General features: G+C 50.3%; 16 protein-coding genes. 8 read left to right on the top strand and 8 right to left on the bottom strand.

Annotated features, from left to right (window positions below):
• Nucleotides 1-276 precede the first annotated feature (276 nt).
• Complete coding sequence (locus ACO0LD_RS04515; RefSeq protein ID WP_423004181.1) at nt 277-1,668, top strand: hypothetical protein; 1,392 nt, start codon at nt 277-279, stop codon at nt 1,666-1,668.
• 38 nt (nt 1,669-1,706) lie between these two features.
• Here ACO0LD_RS04515 and ACO0LD_RS04510 read toward each other — a convergent pair whose 3' ends face one another.
• On the bottom strand, nt 1,707-2,372 hold the full coding sequence (locus ACO0LD_RS04510) for a 3-keto-disaccharide hydrolase (protein ID WP_423004179.1): 666 nt from the start codon (nt 2,370-2,372) through the stop codon (nt 1,707-1,709).
• A 55-nt stretch (nt 2,373-2,427) separates the two neighbouring features.
• Here ACO0LD_RS04510 and ACO0LD_RS04505 point away from each other — a divergent pair, with 55 nt between their 5' ends.
• The gene (locus ACO0LD_RS04505) at nt 2,428-3,345 is read left to right on the top strand and encodes an alpha/beta hydrolase (RefSeq protein WP_423004177.1); all 918 of its coding nucleotides are present in this window, start codon (nt 2,428-2,430) and stop codon (nt 3,343-3,345) included.
• Nucleotides 3,346-3,418: 73 nt separating this feature from the next.
• Here ACO0LD_RS04505 and ACO0LD_RS04500 read toward each other — a convergent pair whose 3' ends face one another.
• The 6 genes from ACO0LD_RS04500 to ACO0LD_RS04475 form a co-directional block, all read right to left on the bottom strand.
• Entirely contained in the window at nt 3,419-3,733 is a 315-nt protein-coding gene (locus ACO0LD_RS04500; RefSeq protein WP_423004175.1) for an L-rhamnose mutarotase, read from the bottom strand.
• Between the two features lie 17 nt (nt 3,734-3,750).
• Entirely contained in the window at nt 3,751-4,962 is a 1,212-nt protein-coding gene (locus tag ACO0LD_RS04495; protein WP_423004173.1) for a glycoside hydrolase family 88/105 protein, read from the bottom strand.
• Nucleotides 4,963-4,999: 37 nt separating this feature from the next.
• Nucleotides 5,000-6,454 carry a glycoside hydrolase family 28 protein gene (locus ACO0LD_RS04490; RefSeq protein ID WP_423004171.1) on the bottom strand — a complete coding sequence of 485 codons (1,455 nt, stop codon included), beginning with the start codon at nt 6,452-6,454 and terminating at the stop codon, nt 5,000-5,002.
• Nucleotides 6,451-9,231: a glycosyl hydrolase gene (locus ACO0LD_RS04485; RefSeq protein ID WP_423004169.1), complete on the bottom strand. Its 2,781-nt coding sequence runs from the start codon at nt 9,229-9,231 to the stop codon at nt 6,451-6,453. The genes ACO0LD_RS04490 and ACO0LD_RS04485 overlap by 4 nt, the downstream gene beginning before the upstream one ends.
• A gap of 165 nt (nt 9,232-9,396) precedes the next feature.
• Nucleotides 9,397-10,692 (bottom strand): L-rhamnose catabolism isomerase, encoded by a 1,296-nt coding sequence (gene rhaI / locus ACO0LD_RS04480; RefSeq protein ID WP_423004167.1) that lies wholly within the window; start codon nt 10,690-10,692, stop codon nt 9,397-9,399.
• Between the two features lie 67 nt (nt 10,693-10,759).
• Nucleotides 10,760-12,868, bottom strand: coding sequence for a bifunctional rhamnulose-1-phosphate aldolase/short-chain dehydrogenase (locus tag ACO0LD_RS04475; RefSeq protein WP_423004165.1), 2,109 nt, complete (start codon nt 12,866-12,868; stop codon nt 10,760-10,762).
• A 386-nt stretch (nt 12,869-13,254) separates the two neighbouring features.
• Between ACO0LD_RS04475 and ACO0LD_RS04470 the strand changes: the two genes are divergently transcribed.
• The 6 genes from ACO0LD_RS04470 (at nt 13,255) to ACO0LD_RS04445 (ending at nt 20,307) form a co-directional block, all read left to right on the top strand.
• A complete protein-coding gene (locus ACO0LD_RS04470) occupies nt 13,255-14,118 on the top strand; it encodes a DeoR/GlpR family DNA-binding transcription regulator (protein ID WP_423004163.1) in 864 nt (287 codons plus the stop codon).
• On the top strand, nt 14,118-15,122 hold the full coding sequence (gene rhaS, locus ACO0LD_RS04465) for a rhamnose ABC transporter substrate-binding protein (RefSeq protein WP_423004161.1): 1,005 nt from the start codon (nt 14,118-14,120) through the stop codon (nt 15,120-15,122). The genes ACO0LD_RS04470 and rhaS overlap by 1 nt, the downstream gene beginning before the upstream one ends.
• Before the next feature lie 175 nt (nt 15,123-15,297).
• Nucleotides 15,298-16,869, top strand: coding sequence for a sugar ABC transporter ATP-binding protein (locus ACO0LD_RS04460; protein WP_423004159.1), 1,572 nt, complete (start codon nt 15,298-15,300; stop codon nt 16,867-16,869).
• On the top strand, nt 16,866-17,873 hold the full coding sequence (locus tag ACO0LD_RS04455) for an ABC transporter permease (RefSeq protein WP_423004157.1): 1,008 nt from the start codon (nt 16,866-16,868) through the stop codon (nt 17,871-17,873). The genes ACO0LD_RS04460 and ACO0LD_RS04455 overlap by 4 nt, the downstream gene beginning before the upstream one ends.
• Entirely contained in the window at nt 17,870-18,886 is a 1,017-nt protein-coding gene (locus ACO0LD_RS04450) for an ABC transporter permease (RefSeq protein ID WP_423004155.1), read from the top strand. The genes ACO0LD_RS04455 and ACO0LD_RS04450 overlap by 4 nt, the downstream gene beginning before the upstream one ends.
• A 17-nt stretch (nt 18,887-18,903) precedes the next feature.
• On the top strand, nt 18,904-20,307 hold the full coding sequence (locus ACO0LD_RS04445; RefSeq protein ID WP_423004153.1) for an FGGY-family carbohydrate kinase: 1,404 nt from the start codon (nt 18,904-18,906) through the stop codon (nt 20,305-20,307).
• A gap of 81 nt (nt 20,308-20,388) precedes the next feature.
• Here the strand turns inward: ACO0LD_RS04445 and ACO0LD_RS04440 are convergent, their stop codons facing one another.
• Nucleotides 20,389-22,314, bottom strand: a complete 1,926-nt coding sequence (locus tag ACO0LD_RS04440; RefSeq protein WP_423004151.1) for a family 43 glycosylhydrolase — start codon at nt 22,312-22,314, stop codon at nt 20,389-20,391.
• Nucleotides 22,315-22,376: the final 62 nt, after the last annotated feature.

Below are 22,376 nucleotides of genomic sequence, written 5' to 3'. Positions count from 1 at the left end.
GGAGGACTGATGGACATTGATCATCATACACAGGTCAGAATACAAGGATCTGAACAGCCTCTTCATATGATTTCATTTTATGCGAGAGCTTGTAATTGACTGCAAGACTTGCTTAAAGAATCAAAAAAATGATCAAGTTGATTGGACGATGCAATTTCTGGAAAATTTGCCTGAAAAACGAGCACAATATGCAGCGCTGATGTCATTCCATTCAAACATATTAAGAGAATGATCATCCGGGATTTAACCGATTACTCCCACACATATCAAAATTCCATGAACCGCTTATCTGTTCGCATCTTGACCTCCCGTTTCTCGACTCTCTTTCCAATTCTCTTCTTGTGCCTGTCCTGTCTTTGCTCTACACCTGCCTTTGCGCAAATAGGCCATCGCTTCCCTAGCGAACGCAAAGTAATCAAAGACCCGGTCACAGGGGTGATGCTGACATTCTTGACTAGCCAGCCGCATGGCGATTCCAAAATCTACCCTACCCATCCACAGTGGACTTCGGACGGGCAATGGCTGATCTTTCGTTCAGGCATCGCAAAAGGTGAAGCGATGGCCGTCAATGAGCAAACCGGGGATATCGTGCAGGTGTCTGAAGGTGGCTATACCGGCATGCTGAATGTATCGACACGTGCCATGAAACTGTATTTCATGCGTAGTACGGATAAATCTCCACGCGAAGGAAAAGCTGGCCGACCACGTCAGGTCTCGCCGACTGAACTGGTAGAGGTCGATCTTGCTGCGGTATTTGCCGATAGCAAAGCTGGCAAGATGAAGTCGGCAGAAAGCTACCAGCGTATATGCGGCGTAGTACCTGCTGAAGTCGGACAAGCTGCCGACCTGGCACTGGATGCTGCCGATGAATGGATATACTTCCGTGAGACGTCTCAGGAGGCGGCAAAATACCTGGCTAAAAATGCACGTGTAGAAAAAAGTTTCGGCCCAAGAAACATGGGTGCTGGCCCTGGCGGCATTGCAAAAATGCATGTCAAGACGGGGGAGATACGCCACGTTATCTCGGTACCGTTCCAGATCGGTCATATCCAGGCAAACCTATGGAATCCGGGTGAGATTATTTTTTGCTGGGAAACCGGCGGCAAATCACCTCAGCGCACCTGGGTAGTGATGGCAGACGGCAGTGGCTTGCGCCCGCTTTATCCTGAAGCTGACTATGAATGGGTAACCCATGAAGCTGTCATTTCAAAAGATGAAGTGGCAATGGCGATTATGGGTCATCGCAGCATCGGGGGAGCAAATACTAGTGCCAACAAAGGTACTGCCGTTGAGGGCGCCAACCCAGGGCAAGATCCGGGCTGGGGCAACGCTGGCACACGTGAAAAACCCAGCGGTCTTGCCATAGTGAATTTGCGCACACGTGAAATGCGTATCGCGGGACAAACACCATCAGGAAGCGGCTTGTGGCATGTGCATGGATCTAGTGATGGTCGCTGGGCGGTTGGTGATGATTTCAGCCGCAGCATCTATCTGATAGACCGTCTGAGCGGCAAGATGAGTTTGCTCAGTACCGGGCACAAGGACACGGCGGCGGACCACCCTCACCCTACATTCAGCCCTGACGGCAAGAAGATAGAGATTCAGTCAGCCATGCTGTCTGCAGATAACCGGGCGCTGAATATCTGCATTATCCCTGTGCCAAATTGATATGAATTGACAGGCGTATTCAGATCATGCGGCGAGCATCAATCCAGTTTTTGAACGCGCACTTTGCGCAGTTCATATGCAGTGCCTTCAAGCTGAAAACCGATGTGGCCAGAATCCGGGCTGGATTTGCTGATCCTGTTTTGCACGATGCCGTTGATCTTGACTTCAACAGTGCCATCCCTGGCAAGAATGTCGCAGCTATTCCATTCACCAACCGGCTTTTCGCTATCAGCCAGTTTTGCCTTGATGGGAGGGTAAGCTCCCTCGGCCGTAGTCAGGGGTTCGGCAAAGCTGGCACCGGCCATGGGCAACAGGTCGCCGACATTTTTGTATTTGGTCTGGATTTGCAGGCTCAGTGGCCAGACCTTGTCTTTGGGGCCAGAGCTGATGTGTATCAACACACCGCCATTACCAGGAGCAGCAGTCCAGCGCCATTCTGCATGCAGTGAAAAATTTTTATAGCTTTCTGTCGTGGCGATATAGCCCGAAGGCTTGCCGGTAGAAACAATAACGCCGTCAGCCTTGAAACTGAACACTTCTTCAATCTTGCTTGCGGGTGTAGTTTGAATTTCCCAGCCCTTGAAATCACGGCCATTGAACAGTTCATCTGCATTGGCAACGGGGCTGACCATGAGAGACAGAATGGATGCGACAGGCAATACGGATAATTGAAAAGGCTTCAAAAAACGGGAAAGTTGACGCATGATGTTCTTTCTCAAATGGGATTGATATTTTTTATAACATACTTCATTTACTACCATGACACGACTTTTTTTTACTTTGTTACTGGCCCTGTCGGCTTTTTCTTCTCATGCACAATCAAGTTCCATCTCCCTGTGGCCAGAAGGCGTGCCTGGAGCGAAAAGCATAGGACCAGAACAAGTGGCTGATGGCCGTACCTCGAATGTCAGCGAACCTACCCTGACTTTTTACCCTGCTGCTGCCGACAGAAAAAACGGTAGTACCGTGATCATTTGCCCCGGTGGTGGCTATGTACGCCTGTCTACCCTGCGCGAAGGCGAGCAATACGCCCACTGGCTCAGCACTCTGGGTGTCAGCAGCTTTGTGCTGAAATCCCGCCTGGCAGAATTTGGTCACCCTGCCCCTTTGCAGGATGTCTTGCGCGCCATTCGCCTGGTACGTTCCAGCGCAACGCAATATGGCATAGACCCAAAACGCATCGGTGTCATGGGTAGTTCTGCTGGCGGCCATCTGGCAGCCAGTGCTGGCACGCTGTTTGATCACCCACTGGGACGCACCGGTGCTGCACTTGATGGTGTCAATGCACGCCCTGATTTTATGATACTGATGTATCCCGTCATCACAATGCAAGACCCGTCAGTACATGCTGGATCTCGCAAAGCCCTTTTGGGTGCATCACCCAGCGCAGATTCCATGCAGTTGATGTCACTGGAAAAACAGGTCAGCAGCACGGCACCCCCTACTTTGTTGATCCATACCCAGAATGACAAAACCGTTCCAGTCGAAAACAGCATCCTGTTTTATCAGGCCCTGACCAAAGCAGGCGTGCCAGCAGAAATGCTGTTGTTTGAACGTGGCACACATGGCATGGGTATGCGTCTTGGTAACGGCAATGCATCCGATTGGCCGCATCGTGCCGAAGAATGGCTGAGGGATAGAAAAATACTGCAATCCGACAACCAATCAGAAAAATAAGTAGCAGGAAATAAGCGACACAGACATACAAAAATCGCCAGCCCATGTCATGTACAGGCTGGCGATTTCTTATTTACTCGAAATAAAATACGGGTTTCAATGCCAATTGCTGGGGGCGGTTATCGGCTTCGACTTCCATCAGGTCCGCCATGTAATCCCACCAATGCCGCATAACAGGATGCGCAGGCAAGTCATCGATCTGGTGGTTGGGATGCAATTTGAGTACGCCAAACAGATGCAAGGTCTCTTCATCCAGAAAAATGGAATAATCATAAATACCTGCAGCGTGCAATGCATCTGCCAGGTCTGGCCATAACTCATCATGGCGGCGCTGATATTCCTCTACATTGCCAGGTTTCAGCTTCATGCGGAAAGCACGGGTTATCATGGCTGGCTCTCCTGCTTTCATTTAGCTGGTTTGACTGCGACCATCTTCTTCAATTCGGCAGCGGCCAGCATGAAGCCACCGACGCCATAATCAAAGCTGGATGCAGGCCTGTAAAAGGCCGGTTCGGCACCAGTTTGTTGTATGCCACCCAATCGGCCATCTGCATATACATGTTTCAGGATACCTTTCCATGCCCTGGCGATCACTGGCTGATATTCTTTGGGATCAAGAATGCCGCGATTGATACCATAGGCCATGCCATACACAAACAGGGCTGAGCCAGAAATTTCTGGCAAGGGGTAAGTTGCCGGGTCCAGCAAACCGGCATGCCACAGGCCATTTTCATCCTGCAACTGCGCTAAGCGGGCTGACATTTCACGTAATTGTTGTATGTAGAATGGGCGTTGTGGATCATCTTTGGGGATATAGTCCAGTGTCCTGGCGATGCCACCCATGACCCAGCCTTCGCCGCGTGACCAGAAAATTTTCTTGCCATTGGGTTCGGTCTTGTTGATATAGCTGACGTCGCGGGCGTACAGGTGTTCTTGTTTGTCGTACAGCAGGTCGTAGGTGTTTTTCCATTGGTTATGCACATAATCCAGGTATTTGCGCTCGCCTGTCGCCACATACATTTTCGCCCATACCGGCGGTGCCATGAACAAGGCATCACACCACCACCACGGCAAACGGTCATCACCTGGTTTGAGAGTCTTCAGATCAATCAGGGTATCCAGATCAGCTTTGGTCGGAGCGATGAATTCTGGCTGCTTGTTGAGGAAATACAGATCCAGATATGTTTGCGCCACACTCTGGTCATCCGCATTTGGCAAACGCTTCGCCAACTGCCATTGATGTTGCTGGCTCATGGCCAGCATGGCGTCTTTATATTTACTGTCGTTTGTTGCTTCTGATGCTGCCATGAAGCCGGTGTACATTACGCTGGATGTCCAGATACGACCAAAGTGGCCCTGCGACCGGACCAGCTGCCAATCAGCCACCTTGCGCAAGACTTTTTCTATTGCTGCCGGTTCCAGCTCTGCGGACAAATCGGTTGCCAGAGGGCCACCATCGGCAGGCGCATCACCAAAATAACGTGAAGTATCCTTGTCAATGATGGCTTGCATGGCTGGTGTAGGGAGTGGATAATTCTGCGCCAAAGCCAAGGCTGGCAACATGCTGCCGACAAAACCCAGGCTGGCAAGCATCAGATATTTCTTTTTAATTTTCAAAGTGTTCTCCTTTATTTTATTGTTGTTTAATTCATTCTTACTTTGCAAGGTCGGATGTCTTGCTGTTTGCAGTCAGTCCCGACACTTCTGAATCTACTGATATCTGTACCGGTTTGCCATCTTCAAAAACCAGTCTGGAGTCTGACAACTTCCAGCGTCTTACATAACGGATAAAACCACCGCTGCTCGCCTCAATGTCCAGCCTGCTGAGGTTGAAATCCTCAAGCGGAGCTTGCGCATATCCTTCAATTTCAAAAGCGGTTTTTGCACCGCGTGCCTTGATGCCGGAGATATTGACGCGACGCAGTCTGGATATGCCGTCTTTTTCTGGTACTGGCGTGACCAGTACTTTCCAGTAAGCCGGTACATCCTTCACATCATCAGGAATCTTGGCATAGCTGTATTGGGGGTTCCAGTTCATGATCACGCGCAATACCACTGGCACGTCATTCATGACAAAATCATGAATATTCAGGTCTTCGCCAAAACCACCACGTGTATGTGCTGATTTGAACAGTATGCCTACGGGTACATCTTTCATTACCGTGAAGCGATATGCTTCTATACGTCGGAATCCGCCTGAAGTCTCGCTACCAAAACTCAATCCGGCAACTGCTTCCCTGACAGTGATATCGCGTATGACCACATCTTCCGTTGGGCGATTAACCCGCAGGCCGTCAGAATCCCGCCCGGCCTTCAAGACGATCGCATCATCATTGACTGCGATGTCTGCATGCTGGACCAGAATGTCTTTGGATGAATCGATGTCTATGCCGTCAGTGGATGGGCCATGTCCGCCTTCATTATTGCGGATGGTGAGGCGATCTACGACAACTTTGCTCGAGTAACAGATATGCAAAGTCCAGAAACCTGAGCGACGCAACAGCAAGCCATCGCCCACACGCACATCAGATGCCTTGTAGATTTGCAACAAGCGAGGGCGACCAGCATCATAATCCGATGCCCATCTCAGGCCACGTGGTTCATAGGCCTTGCGCAGCTTCCAGTAACTTTCCCAGAATACCTTGCCGTCACCGTCAATCACACCTTCACCGGTAATGGCAACCTTGCTTTGTTCGTACACATTGATCAGCGCTGCTGGCCAGCTCATCTCTATACCGGCAACCCGGGTAGGCATGACAGGGTAATCCTGTATGTTTTGTGAGCCTAGCAAGGTAACACCCTTGTCCAGACGCAGCATGACGCCAGTTTTAAGGAACAAGGCCCCGGTCAGGTAAGTACCAGCCGGAAAAATCAGCGTATCACCCTCTTTAGCCGCAGCGTCAATTGCTTTTTGTATGGCGAGGGTGTTGAGCGTCTTGCCATCACCTTTGGCACCATAGATGTCAGTACTGATCTCTTTTGCAACTGCGGTCAACGATGTCAACATCAACAAGAACATCAATACTGCAGCAACCACCAGATGCAAGAGCGTCGGCAAGACAAATACCATGTCAGTATGGCGCAACCAGCGCCGGACCAAGGATTTCATTGCAACTTCGCGCCTATTAGCTTGACTGGTCCAAAAATACCGGCAGGTTGAGCCTGTATCAGATGTGTGTCCTGCGGTATGAATCGTTGTCCATACCTGGCAGACAGCAAGCGATAGTCCGGCAAGGCATGGCCAGCCAGGGCATTCAATCCCAGGTTGGCGACCTGTATCTCAAGACGGTTATTACCGGCACGCAGCAATTTGCTGATATCCAGTTGATAAGGCGGTTTCCATACGGAACCGGCGCGCTGGCCATTGACGAAGACGATGGCAGCTTCCCGCACAGGACTGTCAAGCATGGCACGCATGCCGCTAGGAACTTTGGGCGTCACCTCCAGTGGAGTGCCAGGACCGAAATCCAATGTCAGCCTGCTGTCCTTTAATTGTACCGCGTTCAATTCCAGATCTTTGGTATAGCTTGCTATACCAGAAAAATAACGCGTTGCTTCATCTTCAGTCCATGAACGCAGACTGGACATGTTTACCGCCTGTGGTTTTTCACTGAACTGCACTTTCCAGTCACGGCTTAAATCAACAACGGTGGTGGCATCTGCCAGCTTTGGTTCCGGTGTTGCATTCTGCGGCGTATCCGTCAGTACCAGCACCCGTGATTCATACGGAGCCAGACGTAAAACCGGCTTGGTATCAGCATTGCTGATCTTGCCATCGTACGGATTCCACCAGTAAGCTGTCTTGTACTTGCTACGGAAGGCAGCATTCGCAGTTACATCGCGATTGCTGGTGTTGGCGATGAAATAGACATCCGAATCAGTCAATTGGCGGCGAATGAATCCTATGTTTTCTTTTTCTGCACTCAACTCCATATCTGCGGGAATAGCAGCTTTCAAAGCAACGCCTAAGGTGCTATCGCTATTGACCAGGCTTACCTTGTCCTGATTGGCAAACAGGGTATCTGATGCAGCCTGCACTTCTGCACTGATGCGCGCCGCATCCAGGTAGCCTGGTGCCAGCGATGGCTTGCTGCCCACCGCAATGATTTTGCCACCAACACGCACATAATCATTCAATTTGGCAATGACTGCCGGTGACAGCCGGGTCACATGCGGCAAAATCAGAACGGGATAATTCACACCCAGTTCCATGACGGATTCAGCATCTACATAGTCAATGTTATGTCCTGCATCGAGTATCTGGGCACTTAATTCCGGCGTCACATACTTGCCCATTTCTGCCGACACCGACACCTTTCCCAAAGACAGGGTCGCGTACACGTCGTCCACAGGCAGGAATACAGCAATCTGGTTTGCTGGCTTACCCTGGCGCATCAGGTAACTCATTCTTTGCAGATAACCATTGACGTCAGGCATGACATTCCACCATGGCAGATGGGTATTGAATACCGCGGCCGCATAGAATGCATAGCCTGGTTCCAGCGTCCCCGGTGGTGTATAGGGCCAGCCATGGCCAACGAACTGATTAACGCCCTGCAACAGCATGCGGTCAGCTTCCGCCTTCATGTCCAGCGGTGTCGCGCTGAACGCGGGTGAATGCAGCCAGGTCCAGGTTTCCGCAGAAATGACGGGACGACCATACAGGTGACCAGCGGACGTCGCCCAGCGCGTAAATGAAAATTGGCGGAACTGATAGCCTTCGCCTTCAGGCAAATCGACCAACTTATTACTGGACATGGTCACAGCCGGCTCGCCATAGGTTTGGGAGCGGAAACGAGTACCGTGAGCTTTTGCCCATTGATTCACTGGTACCAGATAGCGCTCATTTGCCAGTTCGGTCTGTGTCAATGCCCAGTCATGCCGTATGGCGGCGGCATCGGCGCCAATGCCATATTCAATTTTTGGCAGGTGTGGTTTCAGGTCATAGCCACGGCGACGCTGGAATTCGGCCAGGAAATCACCGGTCCAGTCGGTACCATAGGCTTCCAGGCTGTCAGAAAATACGGCATATGGTGGATTTTTTCCAAAAGCCTTCAACAGTGGTTCAGCCACGGTTTTCAGGTGATGATCAATGGCGTTGCGGCTCAGATGGTCAAGTACAAAACCTTCTGCCCCTAAAGCTGCACGTTTAACCTGTTGGCCGGTACGGCTGGCGATATAGCACACCACTACGCGGTCAGCGGCTGCAGCCTTGACGCCTGCACGACCACTTTTACTTGCCAGCAGCTGGGGCTCAAATAATTGCAATTTGCTGCTATCTAACTGTTTTGGCGTACCATCGGCCACGAAGCTGGCCAATAATTTTTCTCCATTCATGATGGCTGGCAAGGCAAAACTCTCATTACCGGCTGGCAGCTCAATCACAGCTACCCGCAAACGACCGGCAGCATCACCTGCAGTGACATGTGGACCGCCGTATGGCCAGCCACTGCCTAGCGTAATATCAACCCTGAGTTTGTTGGCACGTGCCTTGTCATTGGCAAAACTGACGTGTTCAAGAAATTGCTTCGACAAATACGGATAATTGTGTGTACCTTTGGCCGCATCATCCAGTTCCATGGGGTAGACGGCCTGAATCTCAAAGCCACCAAAACCGCCTGCCTTCATGTCCAGTATTTCGCGTTCCAATTGCTTCTTTTCCACGGACGGTCCAAACCACCACCAGCGCACCATAGGGCGTGCATCATCGGGCGGTGTGGCAAAGGCTTTGACGACTTCCTTAACAGATGGGAGATTCGCTGCGGCCCCGGTTTGTGCCATTGCCGGTGCAACGCACAGCATGGCAATAGAAAACAGGATGGAGGCGCGCAATTCAAGAACGGTAAATGCGGGCAACGTAAAAACGAACAAGGCGGGCTTAGTCATAGAAAATGATAGTCCAGGCAAACAGAGAGCAGGCGTCTATCCTGAATGGAGGTCGGCTTATTGCTAAGCCTATTCCATATGGAGACATGGCTATGAAAAATCCCCCTGAAGCCGATCAGCAGTGCGAAAAAACGCAGCAGCGAACATGCTTCAGAGGGAACTGAATCAGACTATACCGCTACCACTGGCACCAGCCTTGGCTGGACGGAGTGTCGCCTGTTTTTCACGATAACCAGTTGCACGATAGCAGGCCACCGGATCAATAGCCGCACCAGAACGGGCGCGTGCCATGGCAAGGATAGGACTGACATCAGTGCGGAAAGCCTGCTTCAGTGTTTGTGCTGCCAGCAGCACATCATTGTTTTCCTGATATGCGCTCAATGCCTTGCGGTCTACCAGTGCGGACTGTACGAAAGAACGTTGTACTTCGATAGCACTGGACATCAGGCTTTCTATAGGATCAGTCACATTGTGTGACTGATCCAGCATGTAGGATGGTTTAAAGGCATCACCGTCACGCTGTGCTACATCGGCCAGTTCATTGAAGATCAGGAACAGCTGGAAAGGATTGATACTGCCGGAATCCAGATCGTCATCGCCATATTTGCTGTCATTGAAATGGAAGCCACCCAGTTTGCCAAATTGCGCAAGGCGGGCAACGATCATTTCTATGTTGGTATTTGGTGCATGGTGACCAAGATCAACCAGGCATTTTGCCTTAGGGCCCAACTCATTAGCACAGGCGTAACTGGTGCCCCAGTCAGCAATCGTGGTGGCATAAAATGCTGGCTCAAACAGCTTGTGTTCGATATACATCAGCCAGTCTGCAGGCAAGGCCTTGTAGATGTCGCGCATGCTGTCGAGATAACGTTCAAGCGCGCCGCGCAAATTATGCTGGCCCGGGAAGTTGGCTCCATCGCCCACCCATACGGTCAAACCTTTGGAGCCCAGTGCACGACCGAGTTCTATGCATTCGATATTGTGTGCTACTGCCTGTTCACGCACGGCTTTGGCATTGGCTGTCAGGCTGCCGAATTTATAGGTCTGTTCCTGATTGGCCTGATCCTGGAAAGTGTTCGAATTAACGGTATCAAATCCCAGGCCATGTTTGCTGGCAAATTCACGCATGGCCGCCAGATCGCTGCTTTTATCCCAAGGGAAATGCAAGGATACGGTAGGTGTAGCCTGTGTCAGTTGATGGATGACAGCGCAGTCTTCCAGTTTTTCCATGACATCACGTGGCTCACCCTTGCCTGGGAAACGTGCAAAGCGGGTGCCACCGGTCCCAACACCCCAGCTTGGCAAGGCGACGGCAAAGGTCTGTGCTTTGGCAGTCAGTTGCTCAATATCCTGCCCGCGTCTGGCCAGCATGCTACCCAGGGCAGCATAGTCGGCATCCAGATTCTGTTGCAGTCTGGCGTTGTGTTCTGCTACCTGGCCGTGATCAATTACTTTATCCATCTTGTGTCTCCGTCTCATTGCTGACCTGAATCAGATATTTGATCCAGGTCAATCTACTTTTTATATTTTAGCGCGTGAATGCAGCAGCATTGCCTGCATCTACGTTGATGATGTTACCTGTGCTCTTGGCAGACTTGTCACTGGCCAGGAAGTACACTGCTTCTGCGATATCTTCAGGCAATACGCTGAGTTTCAGCATGCTACGCTGACGGTAGAATTCTTCGATATCATCTGCATCGATTTTATTCGAGACAGCACGCTCTTCTTTCCATTTGCCATCCCAGATACGGGAACCGCGGATCACTGCATCCGGGTTGACCACATTGACGCGTATGCCGTGGGCAGCACCTTCGAGGGCGATACAACGTGCCAGATGGATTTCGGCCGCTTTTGCCGTGCAATATGCAGATGCACCAGCGGAAGCAACCAGGCCATTTTTGCTCGCCACAAACACCATGCTGCCACCAATTTGCTGCTGCTTCATGATGCGGAATGCACTGCGGCTGACCAGGAAGTAACCCTTGACCAGAATATCCTGATTACGTTCCCAGATTTCCAGCGTCGTTTCATCCAGCGGTGCAGACGATGCGATACCGGCATTCGAGATCAGCAAATCGATGCCGCCAAATCGCAATGAAGTTTCGCTCAATATGGCTTCGACATCACTTTCACGGGTAATATTGGCGCTGATGATGGCTACATTGTCTTTGCCTGCCACTTTGGACAAAACTTGATGTGCCTGGCTCAATGCTTCGCCATCGATGTCTGTCAACATGACGCAAGCGCCCTCTTGCAACAATTGACGTGCCACAGCCTGGCCGATACCGCCAGCAGCACCAGTCACCAACGCGATGCGACCAGCCAGACTCTTGGGCTTGGGCATACGCTGCAGTTTGGCTTCTTCCAGCAACCAGTATTCGATGTCAAAGGCTTCCTGCTCTGGCAAACCAACATAGCTGTCAACACCATTCGCACCGCGCATGACATTGATGGCATTCACATAGAACTCGCCGGCGATCCTGGCAGTTGCCTTGTCTTTGGCAAACGACAGCATGCCGATACCAGGTATCAAGTAGATAATCGGGTTGGCATCGCGCACTGCCGGGCTATTATCATGTTTGCAACGATCATAATAAGCAACATAATCTGCGCGATATTGACGCAAGCCCTCATCCAGACCGCTCAAAAGTTGATCAAAATTGGGGCTGGCAGGATCGAAATCAATCACAAACGGGCGAATCTTGGTGCGCAGAAAGTGATCAGGGCAAGATGTACCCAAGGCAGCCAGTGCCTGCAAGTCTTTGCTGCAGACAAAATCCAGCACAGTTGTGCTGTCATCAAAATGGCCGAGTTTGAATTCTGTCTTACTGATTTTGCCACGCAGCACGGGCATCAGGCGGGCAACCAGGCTGGCACGCTCTGCGGCTGGCAGTGCGCTGTATCTGGCACCGCCAAATGCAGGCTTACGGCTGTTTTCTTCCAGCCATGATTCGGCACGCTGTATGATCGCCAAGGTAGTTTCATAGCAAGATTTGGCTGTATCACCCCAGGTGAACAGGCCATGGCCTTCAAGGATGATGCCTTTCAGATTAGGCTGGGTTTGGGAAACTGCTTCCAGTTTCAAGCCCAGATCATAGCCAGGGCGCTGCCAGGGCAACCAGCCCAATTCACCTTCAAATATTTTTTGCGTCAAATCCTTGCTGTTGGCACAGGCCGCAATAGCGATGACTGAATCAGGATGCATGTGATCAACATGCTTGCGATTGATGTACGCATGCAGTGGCGTATCGATACTGGCGGCGCGTGGGTTCAGGTTGAAGGTGCAGTGTGGCAAATAAGCCACCATTTCATCTTCCAGCGCCAGGCCACGATAGCGGCCTTTCAAGGAGTGCAATTTATCCATGTACAGGGTCGAGAAGCCATCCATCTTGATGCTACCCAGATCACCGCCAGAACCTTTTACCCACAGCACTTCTACCTGTTCGCCAGTCAGGTAGTCCGGCATCATCACCTTGGCCGAGGTATTGCCACCGCCAAAGTTGGTAATGCGCATATCAGAGCCGAGCAGGTTTGAGCGATACAGCAATAATTCTGGCTCAGTCAGGCCAGCTGCGTATGCATCATCCCAAAGTGAAGTGATAGGCTTCTTCTGCTCGGTTTGCATCGTTGAGGTCATACATTCTCCGTGATTAATTAGTGTTTTTATGACAAATTCCTTAGCCTCAAGCCCTGAGTAATCAAGGACTGACCGGATCAATCACATCACTTGCTCATGTGAAGCATTTTGTCCGTTTTGGCAGTGGCAGTCAGTAGAAAACAGCCAGCTTTGAGTGTCAATACAGAAGCAATCAAGAAGCTGATCGAAGTCGCAATAGTCAGCATGATGATTGAAATTTCCAGAGCCAGATTAATGTGGAGGTAAATAATCAATCATTTGATCAATATATGATTGACGCCCGATTTTTAAGTGATTAGTCTCGCCATATGCCAGCAAATTATTACGAATTAATGACTGGTGCATGCCGCAGTAAAGATAATAGACGGCAACAGACGGAGACAAAAATGGTAAATCACAAACGTCGTAAGCGTTTGCTGAAATTGCTCGCCGAGCATAATTCAGCAACCGTCCAGCAACTGGTTGTTTGGCTCAGCGCATCCCCGGCAACAGTCCGGCGCGATATCAGCTGGCTTGCAGCCCGTAATCTGCTCACCCGCACACGTGGCGGCGCAGAAAACCTGCAGCAGGTGAAGCGCTCAATTGCGCTCACAAGCGAGACCTTCCAGAACAATATCAAATGCTATGCCGACAGAAAGCGGGCAATTGCACGCTATGCGGCAAACATGTGCAGCGACGGCGAAACCATCATCATCAATGGCGGCACGACGACCTTCATGATGGCTGAGTTCCTGGTTGATAAAAAGCTCAAGATACTGACGAATTCTTTCATGATGGCAGAACGCCTGCTGGTCTCCAGTGAAAATGAAATCATCGTCCCTGGTGGCCGCGTGTACCGCGAACAAAATGTCATTCTCAGTCCATTTGATAACGACATCACTCAACATCATTACGCTGGCAAGATGTTCATGAGCGTTTATGGTCTGTCATTGCTGGGCCTGATGGAAGTTGACCCACTCCTGATACAGGCTGAAAAACGTTTGATCAGCCAGGCGGAAGAATTGATCGTTTTGGCAGACAGTTCCAAATTTGCCAAGAAAGCCGGACTCATACTATGCGGTCTGAATCGCGTATCTTGCCTCATCACTGATCATTACGCATCTGACTCAGCCGTACAATTGCTTGAACAGTCTGGTGTCAAAGTCATTACCGTGGCACCGGAAGAATTACCCGCAAAAGACATATTAAATAAATTTACAAATGCTTATGACGCCGAGTCTGCAAGCATGTTCCAGACGGAGACAGTTTGATGAAAAGAAGAAAAGTAATACTGGCAGCAATTGCATTAAGCATGCTGGGTGCCTTGCAGGGTTGCGAACAAAAATCAGACAAAACAAAAATTGCCATCGTTGTTAAAAATCTGGGTAATGGTTTTTTTGATGCTGCACATGAAGGTGCCAAAGAAGCGGCCAAACAAATCGGCAATGTAGAAATTATTTATACAGGCCCGACCACACCCAGTGCTGAAGGCCAGATAGAAATCATCAACTCGCTGATCAGTCAAAAGGTCAATGCCATTGTCATTTCAGCAAATGATGCCAATGCGCTGGTACCGATCACCAAAAAAGCCATGCAACGCGGCATCAAGGTCATCTCTTTCGATAGCGGGATCGCGCCAGAAGGCCGGTTGATGCAGCTCAATCCATCCAATGCAGAATTGATCGGTATCAAGCAGTTGGAAATGGCATCCAATGCGACTGGTGGCAAGGGTGAAATCGCTATCTTGTCCGCATCCGCCCAGGCGACAAACCAAAACATCTGGATCAACGTCATGAAAAAAGGCTTGGAAAAGCCCGAGTTTGCCGGCCTTAAACTGGTGGCAACTGTGTATGGTGATGACCAGTCTGATAAAAGTTACCGCGAAGCGATAGGCCTGTTGCGCAGCAATCCAAATCTGAAAGTCATTATTTCCCCTTCCACTGTTGGTATCAACGCTGCCAGCAAGGCTGTCGTAGATGAAAAACTGGTTGGCAAGGTATTCGTTACCGGTCTGGGCTTGCCATCAGAAATGGCGGGACACGTCAAAAGCGGTGCCGTGAAGGAATTCGCCATCTGGAATCCTATTGATCTTGGTTATGCTGCGACTTATATCGCCAATGAATTTATCAAAGGGAACCCAAATGCCAAGGCAGGTGGCAGTTTCACCATAGGCCGTATGGGTACAATTGCGATTGATGCCAATGGTGAGGCAGCGATGGCCCCGCCGTTTACTTATAACAAAGAGAATGTAGAGCAGTTCTCCAAGATATTTTAAGTAAAGATACACAATTTCAGTATCGGCCCGTGATTCACTTCAACGGGCCGTCTGCAGATAGAAATCAGTTGCTTGTAAAAATCTGTACCTGCAGTACATGCTTGCGCTTGTTATTTTTTGGTGCGGACAGCTGACTTCTTTTCTATTATCGCCTTGCCTTATATTAATGACGTTAATGACGAACGAGCACAACCCGTTTCCCATCGCCCCAGACGGTTCACCCGCTGCACCTATTCTGGCATTGACCGGTATTTGTAAACGCTTCCAGGGCATCATTGCATTACACGAAGTTGCACTCAATGTGCGTGCAGGCGAAGTCATGGCACTGATAGGAGAAAACGGTGCAGGCAAATCCACTTTAGTAAAAACCCTGACTGGCATTTATCAGCCGGATAGTGGCAGCATACAGATCGCTGGCAAGCAAGTTCGCTTCGCCAATCCACAAGATGCCATGCTGGCAGGTGTTACTGCTGTTCATCAGGAAACTGTGATGTTTGATGAATTGACGGTGGCAGAAAATATTTTCATAGGCCGCCAGCCCATGCATGGTTTTCCGGCACGGGTAGACTGGGCGTTGATGGAAATGCAGTCTGAAAGACTGTTTGCCAGACTGGAAGTGTCGCTACCGGTACGCGCCAAGGTCAAGGACCTGAGTGTGGCTCAACGTCACTTTGTCGAAATTGCCCGCGCCCTGTCGCAAGATGCACGCGTGGTCATCATGGATGAGCCGACCGCATCCCTGTCACAGCGGGAAATTCAAGAGTTGTACCGCATCATCAGGCAATTGCGCGCCGCTGGAACAGCAGTGATTTTCATCTCACACAAGTTTGATGAAATCTATGCCGTAGCCGATCGCTACACCGTTTTACGTGATGGTCATTTTGTTGCCGAAGGCGCACTGGCTGATATCTCGGAACCGGACCTGGTATCTCTCATGGTGGGGCGTTCCATCCATCAAACCTTCCCCAAGCAAGACGTGGTCATAGGCGACACCCTGCTTGAAGTAAAGGATTTTTGCCATCCTACCGAGTTTGATAATGTCAGTTTTTCTTTACGCAAAGGTGAGATCCTGGGGTTTTATGGCCTGGTGGGTGCGGGCCGTTCAGAAGTCATGCAAGCCCTGTTCGGGCTCAGCAATGGTGTCAGTGGCAGTGTAAGCCTGGAAGGCAAGGCACTTTCCATCAAATCGGCCACAGATGCGATAAGCCATGGTATCGCCTATGTACCTGAAGACCGACAGCATCAAGGTGGCCATCTGACCATGTCGGTGCAGCAAAATATCACCTTGCCCATCCTTGACCGCATAGGCTTCCTGCTAGGAAGGCGGCGCAGTGAAGAAGCAGCAATTTCAAGACACTACAGTGAGCAGCTGGAGCTGAAAGCGAGTCATCTGACACAACTGATCGCCGAGCTGTCAGGTGGCAACCAGCAAAAAGTCATTCTGGGCAAGTGGCTGGCAACCAAACCCAAGGTCATCATCCTGGACGAACCAACCAAGGGTATTGATATTGGTTCCAAGGCTGCGGTGCACCGTTTCATCAGCGAACTGGTTTCAACCGGATTGTCAGTGATTCTGGTGTCATCCGAATTGCCGGAAGTACTGGGCATGTCTGATCGCGTTATCGTCATGCATCAGGGACATATCAAAAAAATATTTGACAGAGCACATGCCACGCCAGAAAACGTAGTCGCTGCAGCATCTGGCAGCGACGCATTAGCAGGTGAAATGGCAGAGGAAATAGCATGAAGCACTTGAAGTATTTGCAGCAGAGGGAAGTATTGCTGGGACTGATGATTGTTTTTCTGATAGGCCTGGTTGGACTTCGTGCGCCAGTTTTTCTCGGTGTATCCAGCCTGTCCAATCTGTTAACGGACAGCACGCTGTTGATCATGCTGGCGGTGACCCAGATGTTTGTCATCATTACACGCGGTATTGATTTGTCAGTCGCATCCAATCTGGCGCTGTCAGGCATGATGTCTGCCTTGCTGGCTTCCAAATTCCCTGACCTGCCCCTGTTGCTGATTATATTGGTGGCGATGGCCATAGGCCTTGGTCTGGGCCTGATCAATGGCTACCTGATCGGTTATCTGGGCTTGCCACCTATTGTCGTAACGCTGGGCACCATGAGTGTCTACCGCGGCCTGGTATTTGTATTGTCTGGTGGTGCCTGGGTATCGTCGCACCAGATGCCTGCCGCCTTCATCGCCTTTCCGCTCAGTCAGTTACTGGGAATTACGCACCTGGTCTGGATTGCCGCCATTGTCGTTGCCGTGATGTGGTACATCGCCCGTTATACGCATTTTGGCAGGGACTTGTATGCTATTGGCAATCAACCGAATGCTGCCAACTACATAGGTATCCCTACCCCACGCCGCTTGTTCTGGACATATGGCTTATCGGGGTTGATGGCTGGCTTGTGTGGTTATCTGTGGGTGGCACGTTACGCGGTAGCTTATACGGAAATTGCCTATGGCTTCGAATTTACCGTCATTGCAGCCTGTGTCATTGGCGGCATCAACATTGCAGGTGGTGCGGGTACAGTATCTGGGGCCGTACTGGGCTCGCTGTTTTTGGCAGTCATCAATAACGCCTTGCCTATCATGAAGATTTCTCCATTCTGGCAAAGTGCGCTGACCGGCGTTGTGATACTTACCGCAGTCATGATCAATGCACGTAGCAATAAGAAAAGCAGCCGCCAAATTTTGCCTTTGCAACTGCTGCAAAAAAATGCAAACAGGAGCAGTACGTGAACACAACTACCATGACACCATCAAACAACAGCTCACGCTACACCATACGCGACCGCGAAGATTTTCAGTTAAAGAAAATCTTCTCTCATTGGGAAACCCTGCTGGCCCTGCTGTTTGTCACAGCGTTTATTGTCAACAGCCTGGTATTACCGAATTTTTTTGACTTGCACAATCTGGCTGACGGCACTTTCAACTTCAGTGAAAAAGCATTGATCGCCTTGCCCATGGCCTTATTGATTATCTGCCGCGAGATTGATATTTCTGTGTCTGGCATATTGGCATTGTGTTCCGTTGCCATGGGGCTGGCGAATTCACACGGTTTTCCTGCTTACACTTTATTGTTCATCGCCATATTTACTGGCGCTGCCTGTGGCAGCTTGAATGGCTTGCTGGTGACTCGCTTTGCCCTGCCTTCCATCGTCGTGACGATAGGCAGTGTGTCACTGTTTCGCGGTCTGGCCAGCGTGGTTCTTGGCGACCAGGCATTTACTTCATATCCGCAATTATTAATCGACTGGGGCCAGGGTTACTTCTTTGATCTTATTCCCAGACAATTCATCGTCCTGTTGTTCTTCGTCGTACTGTTCGCGATCTTGTTGCATGCAACCAGTTGGGGGCGCCGTATATATGCGATTGGCAACAACCCTGTTGCTGCCAGATTTTCTGGTGTGGCAGTCGATAAATATCGCTTCATGCTTTTCACGTTAACCGGCGCCATGGCTGGCCTCGCTGCATTTTTCCTGACGGGGCGTATCGGTAGTACGCGCCCGAATATTGCCACGGGATGGGAACTGGAAATCATTACCATGGTGATTTTAGGCGGTGTCAGCATCGCTGGTGGCGCTGGAACCATTATCGGCGTGTTCCTGGCTGTATTGACATTGGGCATCGTCAATTACGGTATGGCATTAGCAAATATTCCTGGCATTATCATGACCATCATCGTCGGCATCCTGCTGCTGATCACCATTGCCCTGCCCCGCCTGATGAATCGCAAGAAACAAAGAAAATAATCAGTAGAGAAAATAATATGTACGGCAGCGACAAAGAGCAAATAAAACAAAATGCGAGTATCGTCCTTGATATAGGCAAGACCAATGTAAAACTCAGCTTGCTCGATGCGCAGGCAAATACTTTGGCCGAGCAACGCTGTCCTAATAATATCGTCCAGGATGGTATCTATCCACATCACGATACCGATAGAATATGGTCGCGGATGCTGCATGTTTTCAGTGAGTTTTCCCGCATTGCCAAGGTGTCAGCAATCATTCCTGTGACCCATGGTGCGACTGCTGCACTGGTGAACGACAAGGGTCTGGTTTTGCCAATTCTGGACTATGAATCAGAATTACCTGAACAAGATAATAATCAATATCAGCCGCTGCGCCCGCCATATAAGCAAAGCTACTCTCCTGATTTGCCAGCGGGTCTCAATCTGGGTCGCCAACTGGCCTGGCTGCAAAACAGCTATCCAGCTGAATTTGCCAAAGCCTCGCATATACTGATGTATCCACAGTATTGGGCATGGCGCTTGTCCGGTGTTGCTGCAACTGAAGTCAGCTCACTAGGTTGCCATACCGATTTGTGGAACACTCACCTGCAAAAATACTCTTCCTTGGTAGAGAAAAAAGGATGGGGTTCTCTTTTCCCACCCATGAAAAAAGCATGGTCCAGGCTGGCAACAATACGTCCCACATTGGCAATGGAAACCGGTTTACCAGCAGATTGCCAGATCGTATGTGGCATCCATGACAGCAACGCATCTCTGCTGCGTCATCTGCAACATGCAGGCAAAGCCAAAAATCGCACAGTACTATCGACCGGCACCTGGACGATCGCAGCCGTCCTGGGTGCAGATCAGGAGCGGTTGGACGAGCATGCAGACATGCTGGCCAACACCAATGTGCTTGGTGAGGCGGTTTCTTGCATGCGGTTCATGGGCGGGCGAGAATTTGCCACTCTGGCAGGTCAGAAACCTGTGACTTGCGCGCCGTACGACATCAATAAACTGATCGCCCAAAACACCTTTGCCCTGCCCTGTTTTGCCGAATCAGGTGGTCCGTTTTCAGGACAATTGGCCAGAATATCAGGACAAGCGCCAGAAAACATGCAGGAAAGATATGCACTCGCCACTCTGTATTGCGTACTCATGACTGATTATTGCCTGGAAAAACTGGGGTCCGAAGGTGATATCATTATTGAGGGAAGTTTCACCAACAATCCCTACCTGGCAGCATTGCTGGCCAGTTTACGGCCACAGCAAAACATCATGCTGTCAAATGACACCAGCGGCACCACTTACGGAGCCTGGATGCTGCATCACTGGGAACAATTACCAGATTTGAATGAGCAAGTAAATCCAGTGAGTAAACTGACGCTGCCTGGATTGCTCGCATATAAAGCAAAGTGGCGCGAACTGGTCATGTCCAGATAAGTCTCTATCGATTTCTGTAACTCATTAATGCAAATGGGAAGTGCCTGTCAACAGGCTCTCCCATTTGCATTAATTCAGAAACTATTCGTTTGATAAACGAATATAAGCAGGTGCATCGCGATCAACCTGCATGCCCTGCTCAGTCAGCAATAACTCGACTACTTGCAAGGAGCTGCGTCTCTGTTCCTTACCATCTTTTTTCTGATCTGCACCACGTTTTCCTGGATGGGTGAAATAAAATAAAAATGCCCTGCCACCATTCACGACAACGTCAGGATGCCCGCCGATGACGCCATCATCTTCACCATGCCCCGGCATTTCAAGCAAATTGCCACCTACCTGGCGTTTCCAGCTCAACAAGTCATCTGAATGATAAACGGCCAGCCCGCGCCACACATCTGTAATCATCCACCATTGCTCTTTCCAGCGAAAAACTTTCGGCCCTTCCCCGCTTTGATCGCCGACGGCCTTGCCTTTGTCTGTCCATTTTTCCAGGTCAACACTGTCAGCATAGTAAATGGATTTCTTGTCCACTTCATTGTTGTACCACATGCGATATCCACCTTCCGGCAAACGCAGCACCGTGGCATCAATCACCCTGTCAGAAGCAAGTTGCAATACCTGGGCGTTACGCCAGTGGCGTAAATCCTGGCTGCGCAGATGCACCATATGGCGGGGGTGCTTCCAGTCATTAAAAATGCCGGGTACCACGGTCAGGAACATATGATAGCTGCCATCATCAGCCCGGATGATATCCGGCGCCCAATGAGTAGACTCAACCCCGCCCATGGATGGCGGCAACTCTATGTCTGCCTCACCTATGTAATGCCAGTTGGCTCCTTCGTCATCTGATTCAGCTATGCCTATGCGCGTCCCGTGCACCCAGGCGACACCAGATGCATCTCCAGCATTTGCCCGCCGGTTGGTGTAAAACATCCACCATTTCCCTAGTGCGGTATTACGCACCAACACAGGATCTGCAGCTCCATCCATGATGGGGTCTCTGAACAAAGGCTTGGCGGCCAGTTTGCCCTGATTAATCATGGGCGCACCAGGCTGGCCAAAATCCGGTGTACCGTCCACGTTCCAGCCGAATGTCTGTGCACGAACATGTCTGTTCGGGTCATTCAGCGCATTACCCTTGATTTCACGGTAATCACGTGCGTGATATACCAGCACATCTGTCTTGCCATCTACAGTAGTCGTGAACGAATTATGCCCAGGCCCATATTGAGCAGTTGCGGCATGACTCATGAATACAGGTTGCGCAGATTTGCTCCATACCTTCGCATCAAGCAGGTTTGCGTTTGCCGGTGCCGTCAATAAACCCATGCAATAGTTTTCATCGGTGGCACTGGCGGAATAGGTGATAAATATGCGATCATTCCTGATCAATACCGCTGGCGCTTCATTGACTTCGTATTTACGCTTCTCCCAATCATAATCGGGGCGCGACAATAAAGTGGCAGGCCCGGTAATGGACAAAGGGGTATCCATTTTCGCCAGATAGATATTGGTATTCTTTTTATCCGGCGCAGGGTCACGCTGTGTCCATACCAGATAACGCTGGCCAGCATGGGCGAACGTCGTCGCGTCCAGAGCAAATGATTCCCACCCTGTCTTGATCTGACCTCGCTCTATCCACTCTCCTTCAAGAGGATTGACCGCACTGCTTTCCAGTGCATACAGACGTATATCCCAGATAGCATCAACCCTGCCAGCAGTAAAATATAAATACCACTTTCCATCAATAAAATGTAATTCTGGTGCCCAGATGTGATGACTCATGGGGCCGCTGACATGTTTGCGCCAGATGACTTTCGTATCTGCAGCACCAAGTTCATTGATGCTGCGTGCACGCCTCAACTCGATACGATCATATTCTGGCGCTGTGGCAGTAAAGTAATAATAGCCATCTGAGTGTAGAAATATCTGTGGATCTGCCCGATTCTTCACTAAAGGATTATTAAAGACAGGCTGAGCAGACAGTGCGCTACCAACAGACATTAATACTATCCATATCAGGCTAAGGATGGCGATCCGGCACTTTGCATGTGAAGTCATAAGGA

The organism is Undibacterium sp. Ji83W (assembly GCF_049340385.1).
GTDB lineage: Bacteria > Pseudomonadota > Gammaproteobacteria > Burkholderiales > Burkholderiaceae_D > Undibacterium.
This window is presented reverse-complemented; position numbering and strand designations above follow the sequence as displayed.